Origin of the sequence: Marinobacterium sp. BA1 (assembly GCF_041155135.1) — a bacterium.
GTDB classification, from domain to species: Bacteria; Pseudomonadota; Gammaproteobacteria; order Pseudomonadales; family Balneatricaceae; genus Marinobacterium; species Marinobacterium iners.
The window spans coordinates 1830980-1846064 of the sequence record NZ_BAAFHC010000001.1 but is presented as its reverse complement, the minus strand read 5'-3'; the positions used below and the strand labels follow the sequence as shown (position 1 = coordinate 1846064).

Annotated in this window: 15 protein-coding genes; 12 read left to right on the top strand and 3 right to left on the bottom strand. The window is 56.1% G+C overall.

All coding sequences use genetic code 11. The features are described from left to right. Genes hypA through hypE form a run of 6 tightly spaced genes read left to right on the top strand, consistent with a single transcriptional unit; the run spans position 1 to position 5827 of the window. Positions 1–333, top strand: coding sequence for a hydrogenase maturation nickel metallochaperone HypA (gene hypA / locus ACAM29_RS08920; protein ID WP_091825818.1), 333 nt, complete (start codon positions 1–3; stop codon positions 331–333). Beyond that, on the top strand, positions 330–1148 hold the full coding sequence (gene hypB, locus ACAM29_RS08915) for a hydrogenase nickel incorporation protein HypB (RefSeq protein WP_354411709.1): 819 nt from the start codon (positions 330–332) through the stop codon (positions 1146–1148). The genes hypA and hypB overlap by 4 nt, the downstream gene beginning before the upstream one ends. Beyond that, positions 1148–3454, top strand: a complete 2307-nt coding sequence (gene hypF / locus ACAM29_RS08910; protein WP_369623916.1) for a carbamoyltransferase HypF — start codon at positions 1148–1150, stop codon at positions 3452–3454. Before hypB ends, hypF begins: the two co-directional genes overlap by 1 nt. Then, positions 3454–3678, top strand: a complete 225-nt coding sequence (locus ACAM29_RS08905) for a HypC/HybG/HupF family hydrogenase formation chaperone (protein ID WP_091825702.1) — start codon at positions 3454–3456, stop codon at positions 3676–3678. Before hypF ends, ACAM29_RS08905 begins: the two co-directional genes overlap by 1 nt. Further along, positions 3675–4805: a hydrogenase formation protein HypD gene (gene hypD, locus ACAM29_RS08900; protein WP_369623915.1), complete on the top strand. Its 1131-nt coding sequence runs from the start codon at positions 3675–3677 to the stop codon at positions 4803–4805. The genes ACAM29_RS08905 and hypD overlap by 4 nt, the downstream gene beginning before the upstream one ends. Continuing rightward, positions 4802–5827 (top strand): hydrogenase expression/formation protein HypE, encoded by a 1026-nt coding sequence (gene hypE / locus ACAM29_RS08895; protein ID WP_369623914.1) that lies wholly within the window; start codon positions 4802–4804, stop codon positions 5825–5827. The genes hypD and hypE overlap by 4 nt, the downstream gene beginning before the upstream one ends. A gap of 41 nt (positions 5828–5868) precedes the next feature. On the opposite strand, the gene ACAM29_RS08890 is transcribed toward hypE, so the two are convergent. The 3 genes from ACAM29_RS08890 to ACAM29_RS08880 all read right to left on the bottom strand — a co-directional run bounded on the left by ACAM29_RS08890 (position 5869) and on the right by ACAM29_RS08880 (position 10602). Continuing rightward, entirely contained in the window at positions 5869–7725 is a 1857-nt protein-coding gene (locus ACAM29_RS08890) for a methyl-accepting chemotaxis protein (RefSeq protein WP_369623913.1), read from the bottom strand. Between the two features lie 194 nt (positions 7726–7919). Beyond that, entirely contained in the window at positions 7920–9767 is a 1848-nt protein-coding gene (locus ACAM29_RS08885; RefSeq protein WP_369623912.1) for a diguanylate cyclase, read from the bottom strand. A 142-nt stretch (positions 9768–9909) separates the two neighbouring features. Then, positions 9910–10602 (bottom strand): dienelactone hydrolase family protein, encoded by a 693-nt coding sequence (locus ACAM29_RS08880; protein WP_369623911.1) that lies wholly within the window; start codon positions 10600–10602, stop codon positions 9910–9912. 265 nt (positions 10603–10867) lie between these two features. On the opposite strand from ACAM29_RS08880, the gene ACAM29_RS08875 reads away from it, so the two are divergent. Genes ACAM29_RS08875 through ACAM29_RS08850 form a run of 6 tightly spaced genes read left to right on the top strand, consistent with a single transcriptional unit; the run spans position 10868 to position 15083 of the window. Then, positions 10868–11695, top strand: coding sequence for an alpha/beta fold hydrolase (locus tag ACAM29_RS08875; RefSeq protein ID WP_091825728.1), 828 nt, complete (start codon positions 10868–10870; stop codon positions 11693–11695). Further along, positions 11692–11976 carry an extradiol ring-cleavage dioxygenase gene (locus tag ACAM29_RS08870; protein ID WP_091825734.1) on the top strand — a complete coding sequence of 95 codons (285 nt, stop codon included), beginning with the start codon at positions 11692–11694 and terminating at the stop codon, positions 11974–11976. Before ACAM29_RS08875 ends, ACAM29_RS08870 begins: the two co-directional genes overlap by 4 nt. Before the next feature lie 5 nt (positions 11977–11981). Beyond that, entirely contained in the window at positions 11982–12824 is an 843-nt protein-coding gene (locus tag ACAM29_RS08865) for a protocatechuate 3,4-dioxygenase (protein ID WP_091825739.1), read from the top strand. Between the two features lie 6 nt (positions 12825–12830). Then, positions 12831–13178, top strand: a complete 348-nt coding sequence (locus tag ACAM29_RS08860; protein WP_369623910.1) for a non-heme iron oxygenase ferredoxin subunit — start codon at positions 12831–12833, stop codon at positions 13176–13178. Between the two features lie 19 nt (positions 13179–13197). Next, complete coding sequence (locus ACAM29_RS08855) at positions 13198–14544, top strand: aromatic ring-hydroxylating dioxygenase subunit alpha (protein WP_354411729.1); 1347 nt, start codon at positions 13198–13200, stop codon at positions 14542–14544. Further along, positions 14544–15083: a 3-phenylpropionate/cinnamic acid dioxygenase subunit beta gene (locus tag ACAM29_RS08850; RefSeq protein ID WP_354411732.1), complete on the top strand. Its 540-nt coding sequence runs from the start codon at positions 14544–14546 to the stop codon at positions 15081–15083. The genes ACAM29_RS08855 and ACAM29_RS08850 overlap by 1 nt, the downstream gene beginning before the upstream one ends. Positions 15084–15085 lie beyond the last annotated feature (2 nt).

Below are 15085 nucleotides of genomic sequence, written 5' to 3'. Positions count from 1 at the left end.
ATGTCGATTGCCAATAGCATCATCCGACTGTTGCAGCAGCAAGCGCAGGAGCAGCATTTCAGGCGGGTAAAACATGTCTGGCTGCAGGTTGGGCCGCTGGCGATGGTTGAAGTCGAGTCACTGCGTTTCTGTTTCACCGCCGCCTGTCGAGGTACGCTGGCAGAGGAGGCGGCCCTGGATATTATCAGCCCTGAAGCGCGTGCCCGCTGTCAGCAGTGTGGCGAGGAGCAGCCGGTCACAAGCCGGTTTGATGCCTGTGTTCACTGCGGCAGCTATCGGTTGCAGTTGCTGCAAGGGGATGAAATGCGGGTACATGAGCTGGAGGTGGAATGATGTGTGGCGTCTGTGGTTGCGGCAAGGACGAAGTGCAGGTGGGCAGTACGAACGGGCACCGGCACGATGAGCATCAACATACACCTCATCAGACGGATGGCACACGCCGTCTAGTGCAGATTGAACAGGATATCCTGAGTGAAAACGCGGGTTATGCCGTCGCCAATCGTGAGTTGTTTGAACAGCAGGCGCTGTTGGCGCTGAATCTGGTCTCCAGTCCCGGTTCCGGCAAGACCAGCCTGCTGACAGCCACGATCACGCGTTTGTCCGGCCAGGTGCCGTTGGCGGTGATTGAGGGCGATCAGCAGACCAGCCGTGACGCTGAACGTATCCGCGCGGCAGGTGCGACGGCACTGCAGATCAATACCGGCAAGGGCTGCCATCTGGATGCGCACATGATTGGCCATGCCATGCAGCAGTTGCCCAATCTGCAGGGGGGGCTTCTGTTCATTGAAAACGTGGGCAACCTGGTGTGCCCGGCCGGCTTTTATCTGGGTGAGGCTCATCGCGTTGTGATTCTGTCGGTGACCGAAGGCGATGACAAGCCGATGAAATACCCTGACATCTTTCACCACTCGGACCTGCTGTTGATCAACAAGATCGACCTGTTGCCTTACGTGGAGTTTGATCTGAATGCCTGCATCGATTACGCCCGGCGCATCAACCCCGACATTGAGGTGATCCAGCTCTCAGCCCGCACTGGTGAAGGCATGGAAAGCTGGGTCGACTGGGTCAATCAGCGACGACAGCAACGGCTGCAACAGAGAATCAGTGCACTGCAGGCTGAAGCGATCCGGCTGGAGTCTCTGCTCTAGTGCAGTATCTGCGTGTTCAGGGATTGGTTCAGGGCGTTGGCTTTCGCCCACTGGTCTACCGGTTGGCGTGCGAGTTGGGTTTGCAGGGGCGGGTGTATAACACGCCGGCGGGCGTCTGTATTGAGCTGCAGGGTGATGCGGCAGCCCTGCAGCAGTTTGAGCCTCGGTTGCAGGACCGGTTACCGGTGATTGCCCGGATTGATCGCATCGAGCGCGTCACAATGCCGGATGAGCCGAACCTTGTCGGGTTTTGTATTCAGCCTTCTCAAGATGAAATCCACGACAGCGGTGAGATACTGCCGGATCTTGCTCCCTGTGATGACTGTCTGGCTGAACTGTTCGACCCTCGTAACAGGCGCTGGCGCTATCCCTTTATCAACTGCACCCGGTGTGGCCCGCGCTACAGCATTCTGAGGCGGTTGCCGTATGACCGTCACAATACCAGCATGGCCATGTTCCCCCAGTGCCCGTCGTGCCTGCATGAATATGACAGCCCCGCCGATCGACGCTTTCATGCCCAGCCCAATACCTGCAGCGATTGCGGCCCTTCGGTCTGGGTTGAGACGGTTGATGGAGTTCGGCTCGATGAGGCAGATCCCCTGGAGCAGGCACTGGATACCGTTCGGCGCGGTGGGATTCTGGCACTCAAGGGGGTGGGCGGATTTCATCTGATCTGTGATGCACGTAACCCTGCCGCCATTGCACGGTTGCGCCAGCGCAAACAGCGCCCGCACAAGCCTTTTGCCATCATGGCTGCAAACACGCAGTCGCTGGACCCTTTGGTGCAGCTGAGCGAGACCGCAACACGCTGGCTAACGCATCCGGGTGCGCCGATCGTGATAGCCCCCTGCGTCAGGCAAGGGATGTTGCCTGACACAGTGGCGCCGGGACTGAATGGACTTGGCGTCATGTTGCCGCAAAGCCCGTTGCACTGGCTGCTGTTCCATGAAGCGGCAGGACGACCTGTCGGCACCGATTGGCTTGTTCAATCGCAGTCCCTGTTGCTGGTCATGACCAGTGCCAACCTGAGCGGGGAGCCACTGATCCACACCAATGCGGATGCCCGAACGCAACTGCGGGACATTGCGGATCGGCTGCTGCTGCATGATCGCGACATCGTTCAGCCTCAGGACGACCCTGTGATCAGCGTACTGGCGGCCTCCGGGGCCTGGGTGCGCAGAGGCCGAGGCGTTTCGCCGCAGAGTATAAAACTGGCGGTTACCGACCCACCCATGCTGGCACTGGGCGGCTACCTTAAAACTAGTCTCTGCCTCAGCCAGGGGCCGCGCGCCTGGCTGTCACCCCCGCTGGGTGATCTTGCCAGTGTCGAAAGCTGTCGCCGTTTGCAGTTACAGGTTGAGCAACTGCCGGCGCTGTATGGTGTAACCCCGGCACAGGTCAGTGTCGACCTGCAGCCGGACAGCTACGGTTATCGACTGGCGCAGCAGTATGCCGATGCAAAGGGCATTCCGGTCAGCTTGGTGCAGCACCACCATGCCCATGTGGCCGCCGTGATGGCCGAACATCAATTGACCGGCCCGGTAATCGGACTGTCACTGGATGGACTAGGGTTGGGTGAAGCGGGTGAGTTGCGCGGTGGTGAGTTGCTGAAGGTGAACGCGAGCGGCCATGAGCGGCTGAGTGCATTGAAGCCGCTGCCATTGCCCGGTGGTGACCGTGCCGCACGGGAGCCCTGGCGGCTGGCACTGGCACTTTTGTTTCAGCTGGGCCGGGAGGACCTGATGGCCGAGCGTTTTGGCCACCAGTCTCTTTGGCAGGAGGTTGCACAGATGCTGCGTGCAGATATCAATTGCCCGCCCAGCAGCAGTCTTGGGCGACTGTTCGATGCGGTGGCGGGGTTGATGGCTGTTTGTGATGTACAGACCTTTGAAGCTCAGGCCGCCATGTTGCTGGAAGCACAGGTCAGGCAGCTGCCTGAACCTGATGCTTCACTCTGGCGTGTGAGTGATGGCAACTGTCTGGATGTGACCCCCTTGCTGCAGCGTCTGCTTGAAATGGACAATGCCCGTGAAGGGGCTGAATGCTTTCATGCCAACCTGATCGCTGCGCTGACTGCATGGGCCGGTAAAGCCGCACATGAACAGGGTGTCAGCGATGTTGTTCTCAGCGGTGGCTGCCTGCTGAACGGCTGGCTTCGAGCGGGTCTGGTGGACGCGTTGCAGCGGCAGGGGCTGACGCCGCGCCTGCCGATAGATCTGCCCCCGGGAGATGCCGCGTTGTCACTGGGGCAGGTATGGGTGTCGATCATGCGTGCGAATGTCGAACGGGAAAGGGAGCAAGGCTGATGTGTTTGGCTGTACCGGTTGAAGTGGTGGCACTGACTGGCCCGGGGCGTGCGCTGGCCGATATGGGGGGCGTGCGCCGCGAGATAGACGTGTCATTGCTGGATGGCCTTGAGGTAGGTGACTTCGTGATTCTGCATGTGGGCTTTGCGCTGCAGAAACTGGACCGGGTCGAGGCTGAAAAGACTCTGGCAATACTGCAGCAGATGGCGGCGCAGCAACAATGAAGTACGTGGACGTATTTCGTGATGCCGAACTGGCCCACCAGTTGGCGCGGCATACCCATCAGCAGGCTGATCCGGGGCGTCATTACCGATTGATGGAGTTCTGTGGCGGGCACACGCATGCGGTATTCCGTTACGGCCTGCCCGCGCTGCTGCCTGACAATGTTGAACTGGTCCATGGCCCTGGCTGCCCGGTCTGTGTATTGCCGGTCGTGCGCCTGGAGCAGGCGCTTGAACTGTCCCGTCTGCCGGAGGTGATTCTGTGCAGCTACGGTGACATGTTGCGGGTACCCGCCGGCAAGGGGCAGAGTTTGCTCAAGGCGCGTGCCGACGGGGCTGATATACGCATGTTGTATTCACCGCTGGAGGCGCTGACGCTGGCGCAGCAGCACCCCGAGCGCCAGGTGGTGTTTTTTGCCATCGGCTTCGAGACCACAACACCGCCCACGGCGGTACTGATTCAGCGTGCCGATGAAATGGGCATCAGCAATCTTTCAGTGCTGTGCAACCATGTGCTGACCCCGGCGGCGATGCACGCCATTTTGACCCCGAGAGAGGGCGAGGCTACTGCCATCGATGGTTTTATCGGTCCGGCGCACGTGAGTACCGTGATCGGCAGTGAAGCCTACGCGCCTTTCCCGCGACAGTTTGGCAAACCGGTCGTGATTGCCGGATTTGAGCCACTGGACCTGCTACAGGCCATCAGTATGCTGGTTGGGCAGCTGAATCGTCATGAGGCCAGAGTTGAAAACCAGTTCAGCCGGGCCGTTACGCCTGACGGCAACCCAAAGGCCAGGGTACTGGTCGAGAGGGTGTTTGAGCGCCGAAGCAGCTTTGAATGGCGCGGATTGGGTGAGGTGCCGGCAAGTGCACTGAAAATACGACCAGAATATGCCCGTTATGATGCCGAACAGCGTTTTGAACTGTCAGCGCCAAGGGCCAGAGAGCATCCAGCCTGCGAATGCCCGGCTGTTCTGCGTGGACAGAAGCGGCCGGATCAGTGCCGACTGTTCGGTACGCCCTGTACACCGGATAATCCGCTGGGTGCCTGTATGGTGTCATCGGAAGGGGCCTGTGCTGCCTGGTACCGTTACAACCGGGGGCGGATTGCGATGCAGGAGAGAGAATGAGTCGACTGGATTTGACCAACGGCAAGGTCGAGATGGCACATGGAGGCGGAGGCTGGGCCATGGCACAGCTGATCAGTCAGCTGTTTGCACGGGCGTTTGACAATGAGTGGCTGGCGCAGGGCAATGATCAGGCTCAGCTGAGCTTGCCGGCCGGGCGACTTGCCTTCGCCAGTGACAGCCATGTGGTGTCGCCGCTGTTTTTCCCTGGTGGTGATATTGGCTCGCTCGCAGTACATGGCACCCTCAATGATCTGGCCATGTGCGGTGCCCGACCACATGCACTGTCGGTGGGCTTTATTCTGGAAGAGGGCTTTGCTCTGGCCGAACTGGCCCGCATTGTGGAATCGATGGCGCAGGCCAGCCGCGAGGCGAACGTACCAATCGTGACTGGTGACACCAAGGTGGTCGAACGCGGCAAGGGCGACGGCGTGTTCATCAACACCAGCGGTGTCGGCATTGTGCCTGAGGGGCTTGATCTGTCAGGTGACCGGGCACGTCCCGGCGACTGTATCCTGCTGTCGGGCAGTGTGGGCGATCATGGTGCCTGTATTCTGACCCAGCGTGAGTCATTGGGCTTTGCGGCGGATATTCGTTCCGACAGTTGCGCACTGCACCGGCTGACACAAGCCATGGTCGCGCAGGTACCACAACTGCGCTGCATGCGTGATCCCACTCGCGGTGGGTTGGCCAATACACTGAACGAACTGGCACAGCAGTCCGGCGTCGGAATGCAGCTGGAAGAGGCCGCCATACCGGTGATCCAGCCGGTACAGGCGGTGTGTGAACTGCTTGGGCTGGACCCGCTCTACCTCGCCAACGAGGGCAAGTTGATTGCGATCTGTCCGCCTGAACAGGCTCCCATGCTGCTGGATCTAATGCGCGCCCGTCCAGAGGGACAGGCCGCAGCCATTATCGGCACTGTCACTGCTGACCCGCAGCAGTTTGTACAGTTGCGCACTCGCTTTGGCGGCAACCGCCTGCTGGACTGGTTGAACAGTGAACCGCTGCCACGGATCTGCTGAGCGGCAGAGAGTGCAAGAGAGTTAAGGCGGACGGTTTTGCCTCAAGCTGCTTGGGCAGCTGCAGCCATGGAATGCAGATCGTCTGCCCCTTTCAGTTCGCCGGGCAGACTGTCGAGGCTCAGGCTGTCCTGAATCACCTGGCCCTGCCAGAACCGCTCGATTTTCTCCCGCTCTGCAGTCGTCGTAAAGTGCTGGATGAATCGATTGACCTCGCTGAGAAGTGTTGCATTGTCCGCATCCGCTGACACGGCCATCGAGTAAAAATAGGACTGATCTGCCAGGTTCCCCGGCAATGTTTCAATCTTGCCAAACCAGGGGCTGTCAGGGTTGTTGCAGGCCCAGTGGTAAATCGGCAGGTCGACAATAAATGCATCAACCACTCCCCTGGCAAGACAGTCATGGATGCGGCTCTGGTCTGAGTAGGCAAGAAGGTTCGACAGCCTGATTCGGCTGTTGGTATCCGTACCGATGCCAAGGTTGTCCAGTACGGCAAAAGCGGCGGGGTCATTGATAATACCCAGTGCCTTGCCTTCCAGGTCGGTATGGGACCGAATGCTGCTGTCACCCACGCGGCGCGCCAAAACGCAGTGTAAATAGGTGTAGGGGTCTGAATAGGCAACGTGTGCATAGCCTTCATCCGGTGGCAGTGCGCTGATAACGATATCGGCTGGCATCCCGCCGGGTTGTTCGCTGCTGAACAGGCGCTCAGTACACAAATCCCATGGGGTCTCGACGAACTCGCACCTAACCCCAAGGTGTTCAGCCAATGCATGGGCATAGCTGATATCAAGGCCCTGCAAAGGCTCTCCCGGTTTGCGCCGGAATGACAGTCCGACAAACTGTGGTTCCACCGCCACACGCAAAATACCTCGCTGCTGAATCTGACTTAGCCGGTCTTTGTGTGAGGTGAATCCCAGTTGAGCGCGCAGTCGCTCCAGCGGTGTTTCGGCGGCGCTCAGGCTCTCAAGCCCGGAGGGCAGTACTTCAAGTGCCTGACTGATCTGCGTTGAAAGCGAGGAGATCCAAAGCTGTTTGTCCTCAATGCGTCCCATGGAGTCTTTAAGCAGATGCAGGGTCTCGAACAGGATATCCGTATTCTGGCGTACTTGGCCGATGTCCTCGTTGATGTGGTCAAACAGATTACCCAGACGCTCTTGAGAGAAGCGGACCGCCTGGTCCGATGATTCAAGCTTGCTCATCGTGTGATGACGCAGCTCGGTCAGGTCCTCTTCAATCGCTGCAAAATCAAGCTGTTCACGGGCTTCGTTGACATGCTTGACAGTGACTTCGGCCAGATTGCGTACTTCGTTGGCAACGACAGCAAAACCGCGACCATGCTCACCGGCTCTGGCGGCTTCTATGGCCGCGTTCAGGGCCAGCAGGTTAATCTGCGCACCAATACGAATGATGTTTTCAAGTACTGAATGGGCGCCGTTCGCCTTGTCTTCCAGTTTGGCTGAGATGCCCTCCATGGCTTTTATCACCGCTTTACTGGTATCACTGACGGTGTCGCCCAGCGTCTGTTGCAGTTGCCCGACTTCGTCCCGTGACTGTCCGACCTTGTCGGCAGCGGCATTCAGCTCGCTTTCCAGCAGCGAAGAGCGCTGCTCCATTTGCTCAATCAGACCTTCCTGCTGAACCAGTGTACGGCGAGTATGACCGGCAAACAGCCCGCAGCGTTGCAGCAGGCTACTGATTGTGTGCAGTATGCTCCGAACTCCCTGGGTGGAGTTGACGCTATGCCGCTCTCTGAGCTGAAGCTGCAGCTGTTCAAGCTGCTGTCTTAAAGCATCGTCTGGCACTTGTTTGCGGGTCAGTTCAGAGCTTTCCAGGTGCGTGAGACATTCAAGCAGTCTGCTCTGTTGTGTTTCGGCTTTACTGCGGCGTCGAAATAGCATGGGTATCACTCCAGATCTGTTCTACCAGCAGTAAAGCAATTTTCGTTCCAGTAAATCAGATCAGCTATTGGGCAGTGGAGTGCACGCCAAGGGCGGGCAAGGGACGTGGGTTCCCAGAGGTGCACTGCTTGAGTGCGCAGGATCTTATATGTGCCCCATTCAGGTGTAACCGAACAGGGGCTGTATAATCGTTTTCAGTCGAGAGAGGTAGTCTTGACGTAGCAGTTGCGCCCCTGCCTTTTGGCGGCATACATCGCTTCATCCGCCATGCGGGTCAGGGTTTGTGTGTCACAGCCATCGTCCGGGAAATAGGCGATACCGATGGAGGCGCCGATATTGATACTGTGTTCGGCTATATGGAAGGGCTCCAGCAGGTGCGCAATCAATTTGGCCGCGATGACATCGGCTTCCTCTGGCTTTTGCAGGTTCCCGGTCAATACCAGAAACTCATCGCCACCAAGGCGGCCCACGCTGTCTTCTTCACGCAATGCATGTTGTAGACGTTTGGCAACCGTTTTCAGCAGCTGATCACCAACAGCGTGACCAAAGTTGTCATTCACCGGTTTGAAGTTGTCCAGGTCGATAAACAGAAGTGCACAACGCTGTTGTTGCTGTGCCGCCTGCTGCAATTGCTGCTCGATCTGTCGGTTCAGGCTGGCGCGATTGGGCAGTCCGGTGAGTGAGTCCTGACTGGCCAGTCGTTGCATTCTGCGCTCATTTTCCTTGGCATCGGTGATGTCATTGAAAATATGGATCAGGTGGTTGATGCGCCCCTGATCATCCCGCACACCACTGATGGTTTGCAGTGTTGGAATGATATGTCCGTCTGCATGACGATAGTTGATCTCACCCTGCCAGGCATCATCACGGTTCAGGGTGTGCAGGATCAGCTCAATCTGATCACCTTGACGGCTGGACTGATCGAACAACTGATCAAGCCCGATGCCAAGCAGTTGTTCGGATGAGTAACCTGTGACTTCACTGCTGGTGCGGTTGCTGCGCTGAATTTTGAGACCGGGATCAGTGACGATGATTGCCTCCTGGGCGTGCTCAAACACATTGGCAGACAGGCGCAACTCAGCAGAGGACTCTTCAAGCCTCTGAGTCTGCTGAGTAATGCGTGCTACCAGCGGAGACAGGGCTCTGCGCGTCAGGAACAGGCCCAGCAGCATCATGGCGAGTATCACACCAGAGGTGGTCAGCAGCTGCTGATTGGCCTTGGCATACAGGTCAGATCGAGGCAGTCGTACCGCCAGAACCCAGCTGTCCAGTGCCAGAGGTGTCAGCAACAGGCGGTTTTTGCCATCGTCTGCATGAATCAGAGTGCGGGGTGTGAGCGCGGCAAGGTAGGGCTGATGTTGCTGCAGGAGACGGACAAACTCCCCTGTACTGTCCAGCGACGCCAACACCGTGCCAGAGGGCGAAACCTGTACCAGCGTCAGGCGTGCCTGAGTACTGAAGCCACTGTCTGATGTAAGCAGCGCCTTTAGCCGTTCTGAGCTGAACAGCAGGGTATCGATACCAACACGACGACCATTATCATCCGTGATTGCACCCACCGCCCGAATCACAAAACCGGTCGAGGTTGGTAATGGCATGAGGCTCACGCCGGTGGTGTCGATATGTTCAAGTTCAAGGCCCGGGTTATGCCCCAGGCTGACAACCGGTTTTAGATCGGGGCCGCTGCGACGCATGAACAGCAGTTCAGGCAGCTTGCTCATGGGGTCTTTGAGGCGGGGCCGAGTAAAAGCCACAAGCTCATCAAACTCCAACTCTCCGGCTTCATACGCTTCGAGTCGGCGCCTAATCTCGGTACGGCTTGTGAATTGGCGCGCAATATCCTGATAGCCGGCCAGCAGGCTGTTGATTGCCGCGGCACGGGCTTCCAAGCTATCCAGTGCTGAGTTTTCAACATGCTCACGGGCGGAAAAAAACATGGGCAGGGCACTGCTTAGACCGACCAGAGTACCTGTCAGTAGAATGCCAACCAGCGAAATGGACAGGATCAGCTGACGACAACGGTCAATCTGGCACTCCCTCAACCCAATGCTCCTTCAATACCCACCCGTTAAAGATGGTCGAGAATTATACACGTCGAAGGTTATATCTGTACCTGTATATAGACAGATAGTCTAAGTATAAAAAGCAATGGATACCTGTCTTACCTGTTACCTGCTGTTTTGCCTAACGGAGGAAGTTTTCACACAAAGCCCATGCACGATCAGCACTCTGGGGATTATAGAGCACACCAGCCTTGGGATTGTCAGCATCCGGCAGCATGAATGAGTGATAAGTACCACCAAGCGAAACCAGTGTCATGTCCAGTGCCCGGTCATCAAAAAACTGAATGGCTGAAGTCACCTCATCAGATGAAACCATTGGATCCCGACTCCCGTTCAGAATCAGGAAGCGAGTATTTTGGGCTGCATGGCCGGTTATGGATGGCAGCTTCAGTAACCCGTGAAAACTCACGGCGGTGTCAACGTCATGCTCCTGCAGGCCGGCGTGCAGGGCACACAGTCCGCCAAGACAAAAACCTATTGCAGACATGGGCTGGTTCACTGCCGGTATTGCCCGCTTGACTGAAACAATCAATGCGCTTACGTGAGCCTGAAGTACGGCCGGGTCCTGAAGGTAGGGCGATATGGCGCGTTGTTTCTTCTCAAAGGTTGATAAGTCGGCACTTTCCCCGAAGAAATCGACAAGTATTGCGCTATGTCCGGCTCTGTTAAGTCTTTCGGCCACGCCGCGTTCGAAGTCTGTAATCCCTGCCCAGGTGGAGAAAACCAGTATCTGTCTGCCGTGTGAGGTCTCCTTCATCGGGTATAGCTCATGCCTGTGTGATGCTTCACCCAAACTCACCGAAATCGTGTTCATGTCACCACCTCTGCAATACATACATATATGTATCTTATTTTATTGTTGGTATCACAGTCTTGTAAAATGGTTTTTGTTTTTAAAGAACATACCATTCTGTTAATGCAACAGTTCTTATGTTTTTATAAACAACAGGTTATATGTTTTTTGATCATTTTTTACCTTGTTTATGAATGTTTTTCAGTGTTGAGAATCACTCGATCTGTTGACGGTTGTGTACGTACTCACTAGTATCTGAATACACAACTGTATGTTCGGAGGTGTGATGAAAGAGTCAGATCGCAAGTTTGTTCAGGCAGCCGGCCATGAAACGGCGTACTTTGAATGCGGTGCCGGAGCGCCTCTGTTGCTGCTGCATGGTTCAGGTCCGGGTGTATCCGGCTGGACCAACTGGGGCGGCGTCATGGATCAGCTGGCGGAAAACTTCCATGTCATCGTGCCGGATATCGCCGGCTTCGGGTTTACCGAGTTCAAGGAAGATACCCACTACGACATCAAGTTCTGGGTCAATCATCTGGTTGAATTCATGGATGCCATCGGTCTGGATAAGGCGTCTCTGGTGGGCAACTCCTTCGGTGGCGCGGTCGGTATCGGTCTGGCGCTGTTCAATCCGGAGCGTCTCGACAAGCTGGTGCTGCTGGGTACGCCGGCAGGTACTTTTGTACAGACCAAGGGGCTGGCGGGTGCCTGGTTGTACGAACCGTCAGTCGAGAACATGCGCTCGCTGATGGAGCTTTTCCCTTACGACACGTCATTGATCACGGATGAATTGGTGCAGTCACGCTATGAGGCCAGTGCGCGACCCGGTGCACAGGATGCCTTGCGCAAACTCATTCCTCAGCCAAGTACAGATGGCGAAACCATGGTGAAGGGCTTCCCGGAAAAGGCCGTTAAGAACATCAAGGCGCCGACTCTGGTTTTGCATGGACGTGAAGACAATGTAGTGCCAGTGCAGTGTGGGCGTGTGCTGTCCGAGAACATCCCCAACAGTGATCTGTATGTGTTTGGTCAGTGCGGCCACTGGGTACAGACCGAGCAGAAACAGAAGTTCCTCAAAATTCTGAACAGCTTTATCGGCGGGGGGCAGGCATGAGTCGGGACGTGCTTGAGCGCATCCTCTGGAGCCTCTCCGTGGATCGCTTTTCAAAAGAAAAATACCGCGAAGACCCGCAGAAATTCCTGAGTCGCTTCCCGGTTGATGAAGAGGGCGTACGCATGATTCTTGAGTTCGACGTCAAGGGAATGCAGGAGGCAGGTGTGAATCCGATGTTGACGCTTGGCTACTGGATCGAGATGTCACCGGATCGCCGGGTTTCTTCCTACAACCGCAAGCTGGGCTCTGATTCCGCCCACTCCGCATCCATTAAGGGGTAAACATCATGGCAGAGATTACTGGCGGTTTTCTTGTACCGCATGACCCGGTCATGTTTGTGGCCCCTGATGCACCCGAGGCGGAGAAAGCCAAAAAAGTGTGGGATGCCTACGAAGCCTGTGCTGAACGTTTGGCCGAGAGTGGCGCGTCCAGCGTCATTATCGTTGGCAATGACCATTACATGCTGTTTGGCACCACTTGCCTGCCCAAGTACTGCATTGCCACCGGGCATGTGGAAGGTCCGTTGGACCAGTTGCCGGGGCTGAAGAAAGAGCAGGTGCAGAACCACGAAGCGCTGGCGCAGCACATCGCGGCTCATGGCAGTGAAACTGGATTCGACTGGGCCGTGGCACGCTCGTTTACCACGGATCACGCGTTCTCCATCCCCTACAAGCTGATTGTGCGTCGTGCCGAGGAAATCAGCGGCCGCAGCATCAGTGCGATACCGGTTTACCTGGCCAGCGCTGTAGACCCCTTTATTACCAAGACTCGCGCGCGTCAGTTGGGTGAACAGATCCGAGGTGCCGTCGAAGCGTTCGATAGTGACGAGCAGGTATTTGTAATCGGCAGCGGCGGTATCAGCCATTGGGTTGGCGTCAAGGAAACCGGCAAGGTCAACGAAGAATTCGATCGTCAGATCATTGACCTGTGCTGCAACGCCAATATCGATGGGCTAGTGGCCTTTACCGATGAGCAGGTGTTGGAGAACGGCGGTAACGGTGCGATGGAAATTCGTAACTTCATTTGCGCCATGGCAGCCGTGAATGCACCACGCGGCGAACTGATCGAGTATCAGCCGGTGCCGGAATGGGTGACCGGTCTGGGCTTTATTGAATTGAAGAAAGGCTGAGCAGCAATGGAAGTTATTGAAAAGGTGTTTTTGTGCAAGGTGTCAGAGCTTGCCGAAAACCAGGTCAAGAAAATCGATAACGCCGAGTTTGGTGACATCGCGGTGTACAACCTCGGTAGTCAGTACTACGCGACTGCGGATCTTTGTACGCATGCCACGGCATCTCTGGCTGAGGGTGATATTGAAGATGATCTGATCACCTGCCCCGTTCATTGGGGACAGTTTCATATACCGACTGGCAAGGCGCAGGGGTTTCCCTGCGAAATCGACCTGAGAACCTATCCGGTCGAGATTGAGGGTGACGAGATATTTGCCTTGATTGAGGCAGATCCGGCGTTAATTGCGAAAGGCTAAGGCTAAAAGGTGTTAGACCATGGGAAATATAATTAAAACACTCGATGTAACGGATTCGCTGACGGGGCTCAAGGATGTATGCGACCTTGAGAACGGTCGCATTGCAGGCAAGATCTTCTACGACCAGGAGATCTATGAGCAGGAGCTGGAAAAGGTATTCGCGCGTTGCTGGCTGTTTGTAGCGCACGAATCACAGATCCCGAAAACCGGTGACTACATCACCACCACTATGGGTGAAGATGAAGTGATCGTGATTCGCCAGAAGAGCGGCGGCATCAAGGTGTTTCTGAATGCCTGTCCGCACCGTGGCAACAAGGTCTGCTTTGCCGAGTCCGGCAGCACGCGTGGTTTTATTTGTAACTACCATGGCTGGTCCTTCAATGTCGAAGGCAACCTGGTTGGCCAGCATGAGTCTGGCGTTTACGAAGACAGCAATTTCGACAAGTCCAAGTGGGGTCTGAAAGAGGTTGCTCAGGTCGATTCCTACAAGGGTCTGGTCTTTGCCACCTTCGATGCCAATGCTCCGTCTTTGAAGGAGTACCTGGGTCCGATCGCCTGGTACATGGATGCCCTGTTCGACAATCAGGAAGGCGGTACCGAGTTTGTCGGTGGCTGCATCCGTTCTACCTATGAGTGCAACTGGAAAATTGCCGCCGAGAACTTCGTCGGTGACATTCTGCACGCAGGCTGGACACATGACTCCGCTGCCCGTGCGATGCTGGGTGGCTCCGTTGCCAAGGTCAGCGACTTCGAAGAGTCCTATTCCGTCAACTGGAATGGTCACGGATACGAATTTGCACTGGATACCGTGGGCAACGTGGCGGTACTGGGTGAAAGTGCCCTGAATAAGTACCTGCATACCATCAAGCCGTCCGTGGCCGAGCGCCTTGGCGACTTCCGCTCCAACATGATCGGTTCGGTTTCGTCCTGCACCATCTTCCCGAACTTCTCTTTCCTGCCGGGCCAGAACACCGTGCGTATATGGCAGCCGCGTGGGCCGAACAAGATGGAACTGTTTACCTGGGTCGTGGTGAACAAGAGTGCACCCGAAGAGGTGAAGGAAAAATGGCGCAAGGGTGCCATGATGACCTTTTCCCCGACCGGCGTATTCGAAATGGACGACGGCGAAAACTGGGAATACTGCACCAAGACCGCCAAGGGGCGTGTCACGGCTCAGCAGGACCTGTTTGTAGGTTTGGGCATGGATACTCTGCTGACCGATACTCCGCTGCCGGCTAACGTTTATGAAGGCCAGCTCAATGAGGCCAACTCCCGTGCTTTCTACCAGTACTGGTATGACATGCTGAATTCCCGCAGCTGGAACGAAGTTCCCAATCGAAACGTTGGCAAGCAGGAGGCTGAATAATGACCGCTCTGTATGATGAACTGCGCCCGGTTTCAGTAGAACAGCATTACCGCGTATCTCACTTTCTGAACTACGAATACCGTTTGCTGGATGACGAGCGCTTTGATGACTGGCTGGGATTGATGCACGAAGAGATCCATTACTGGATGCCGGGCATCGAGAACCGTCGTCGTGAGAATCTGCTGGAGCATGGTTTTTACGCCGCAGACCACATGGCATTTTTTGATGACGGTTTGCGCGACCTTGGGCGCCGTGTTGCACGTTTCAAGCAACCTTCTGCCTGGGCGGAAAATCCGGCAACCCGTAATGTGCATCAGCTGACCAATGTCGAAGTCTATTACGGCGAAAACGATGGTGAGTACGTCGTGCATTCCACCTTTCAGAGCGTGCGAAGCCGCGGTCTGGATGAAGAATATGTGATCTATGGTCGTCGTCAGGATCTGATCGTGCAGGACGGGGAGAGCTTCAAGATCAAGAAGCGTCTTATCCTGATCCCGAACGCGACGTTGACCTGCAAAAACATCAACACCTTCCTCTGAGG

What these genes read in the sequence shown, in the direction of transcription:
- hypA (WP_091825818.1), top strand. Translation starts at nt 1, where the DNA reads ATGTCGATTGCCAATAGCATCATCCGACTGTTGCAGCAGCAAGCGCAG.
- hypB (WP_354411709.1), top strand. Translation starts at nt 330, where the DNA reads ATGATGTGTGGCGTCTGTGGTTGCGGCAAGGACGAAGTGCAGGTGGGC.
- ACAM29_RS08905 (WP_091825702.1), top strand. Translation starts at nt 3,454, where the DNA reads ATGTGTTTGGCTGTACCGGTTGAAGTGGTGGCACTGACTGGCCCGGGG.
- hypD (WP_369623915.1), top strand. Translation starts at nt 3,675, where the DNA reads ATGAAGTACGTGGACGTATTTCGTGATGCCGAACTGGCCCACCAGTTG.
- hypE (WP_369623914.1), top strand. Translation starts at nt 4,802, where the DNA reads ATGAGTCGACTGGATTTGACCAACGGCAAGGTCGAGATGGCACATGGA.
- ACAM29_RS08890 (WP_369623913.1), bottom strand. Translation starts at nt 7,725, where the DNA reads ATGCTATTTCGACGCCGCAGTAAAGCCGAAACACAACAGAGCAGACTG.
- ACAM29_RS08880 (WP_369623911.1), bottom strand. Translation starts at nt 10,602, where the DNA reads ATGAACACGATTTCGGTGAGTTTGGGTGAAGCATCACACAGGCATGAG.
- ACAM29_RS08875 (WP_091825728.1), top strand. Translation starts at nt 10,868, where the DNA reads ATGAAAGAGTCAGATCGCAAGTTTGTTCAGGCAGCCGGCCATGAAACG.
- ACAM29_RS08870 (WP_091825734.1), top strand. Translation starts at nt 11,692, where the DNA reads ATGAGTCGGGACGTGCTTGAGCGCATCCTCTGGAGCCTCTCCGTGGAT.
- ACAM29_RS08865 (WP_091825739.1), top strand. Translation starts at nt 11,982, where the DNA reads ATGGCAGAGATTACTGGCGGTTTTCTTGTACCGCATGACCCGGTCATG.
- ACAM29_RS08860 (WP_369623910.1), top strand. Translation starts at nt 12,831, where the DNA reads ATGGAAGTTATTGAAAAGGTGTTTTTGTGCAAGGTGTCAGAGCTTGCC.
- ACAM29_RS08855 (WP_354411729.1), top strand. Translation starts at nt 13,198, where the DNA reads ATGGGAAATATAATTAAAACACTCGATGTAACGGATTCGCTGACGGGG.
- ACAM29_RS08850 (WP_354411732.1), top strand. Translation starts at nt 14,544, where the DNA reads ATGACCGCTCTGTATGATGAACTGCGCCCGGTTTCAGTAGAACAGCAT.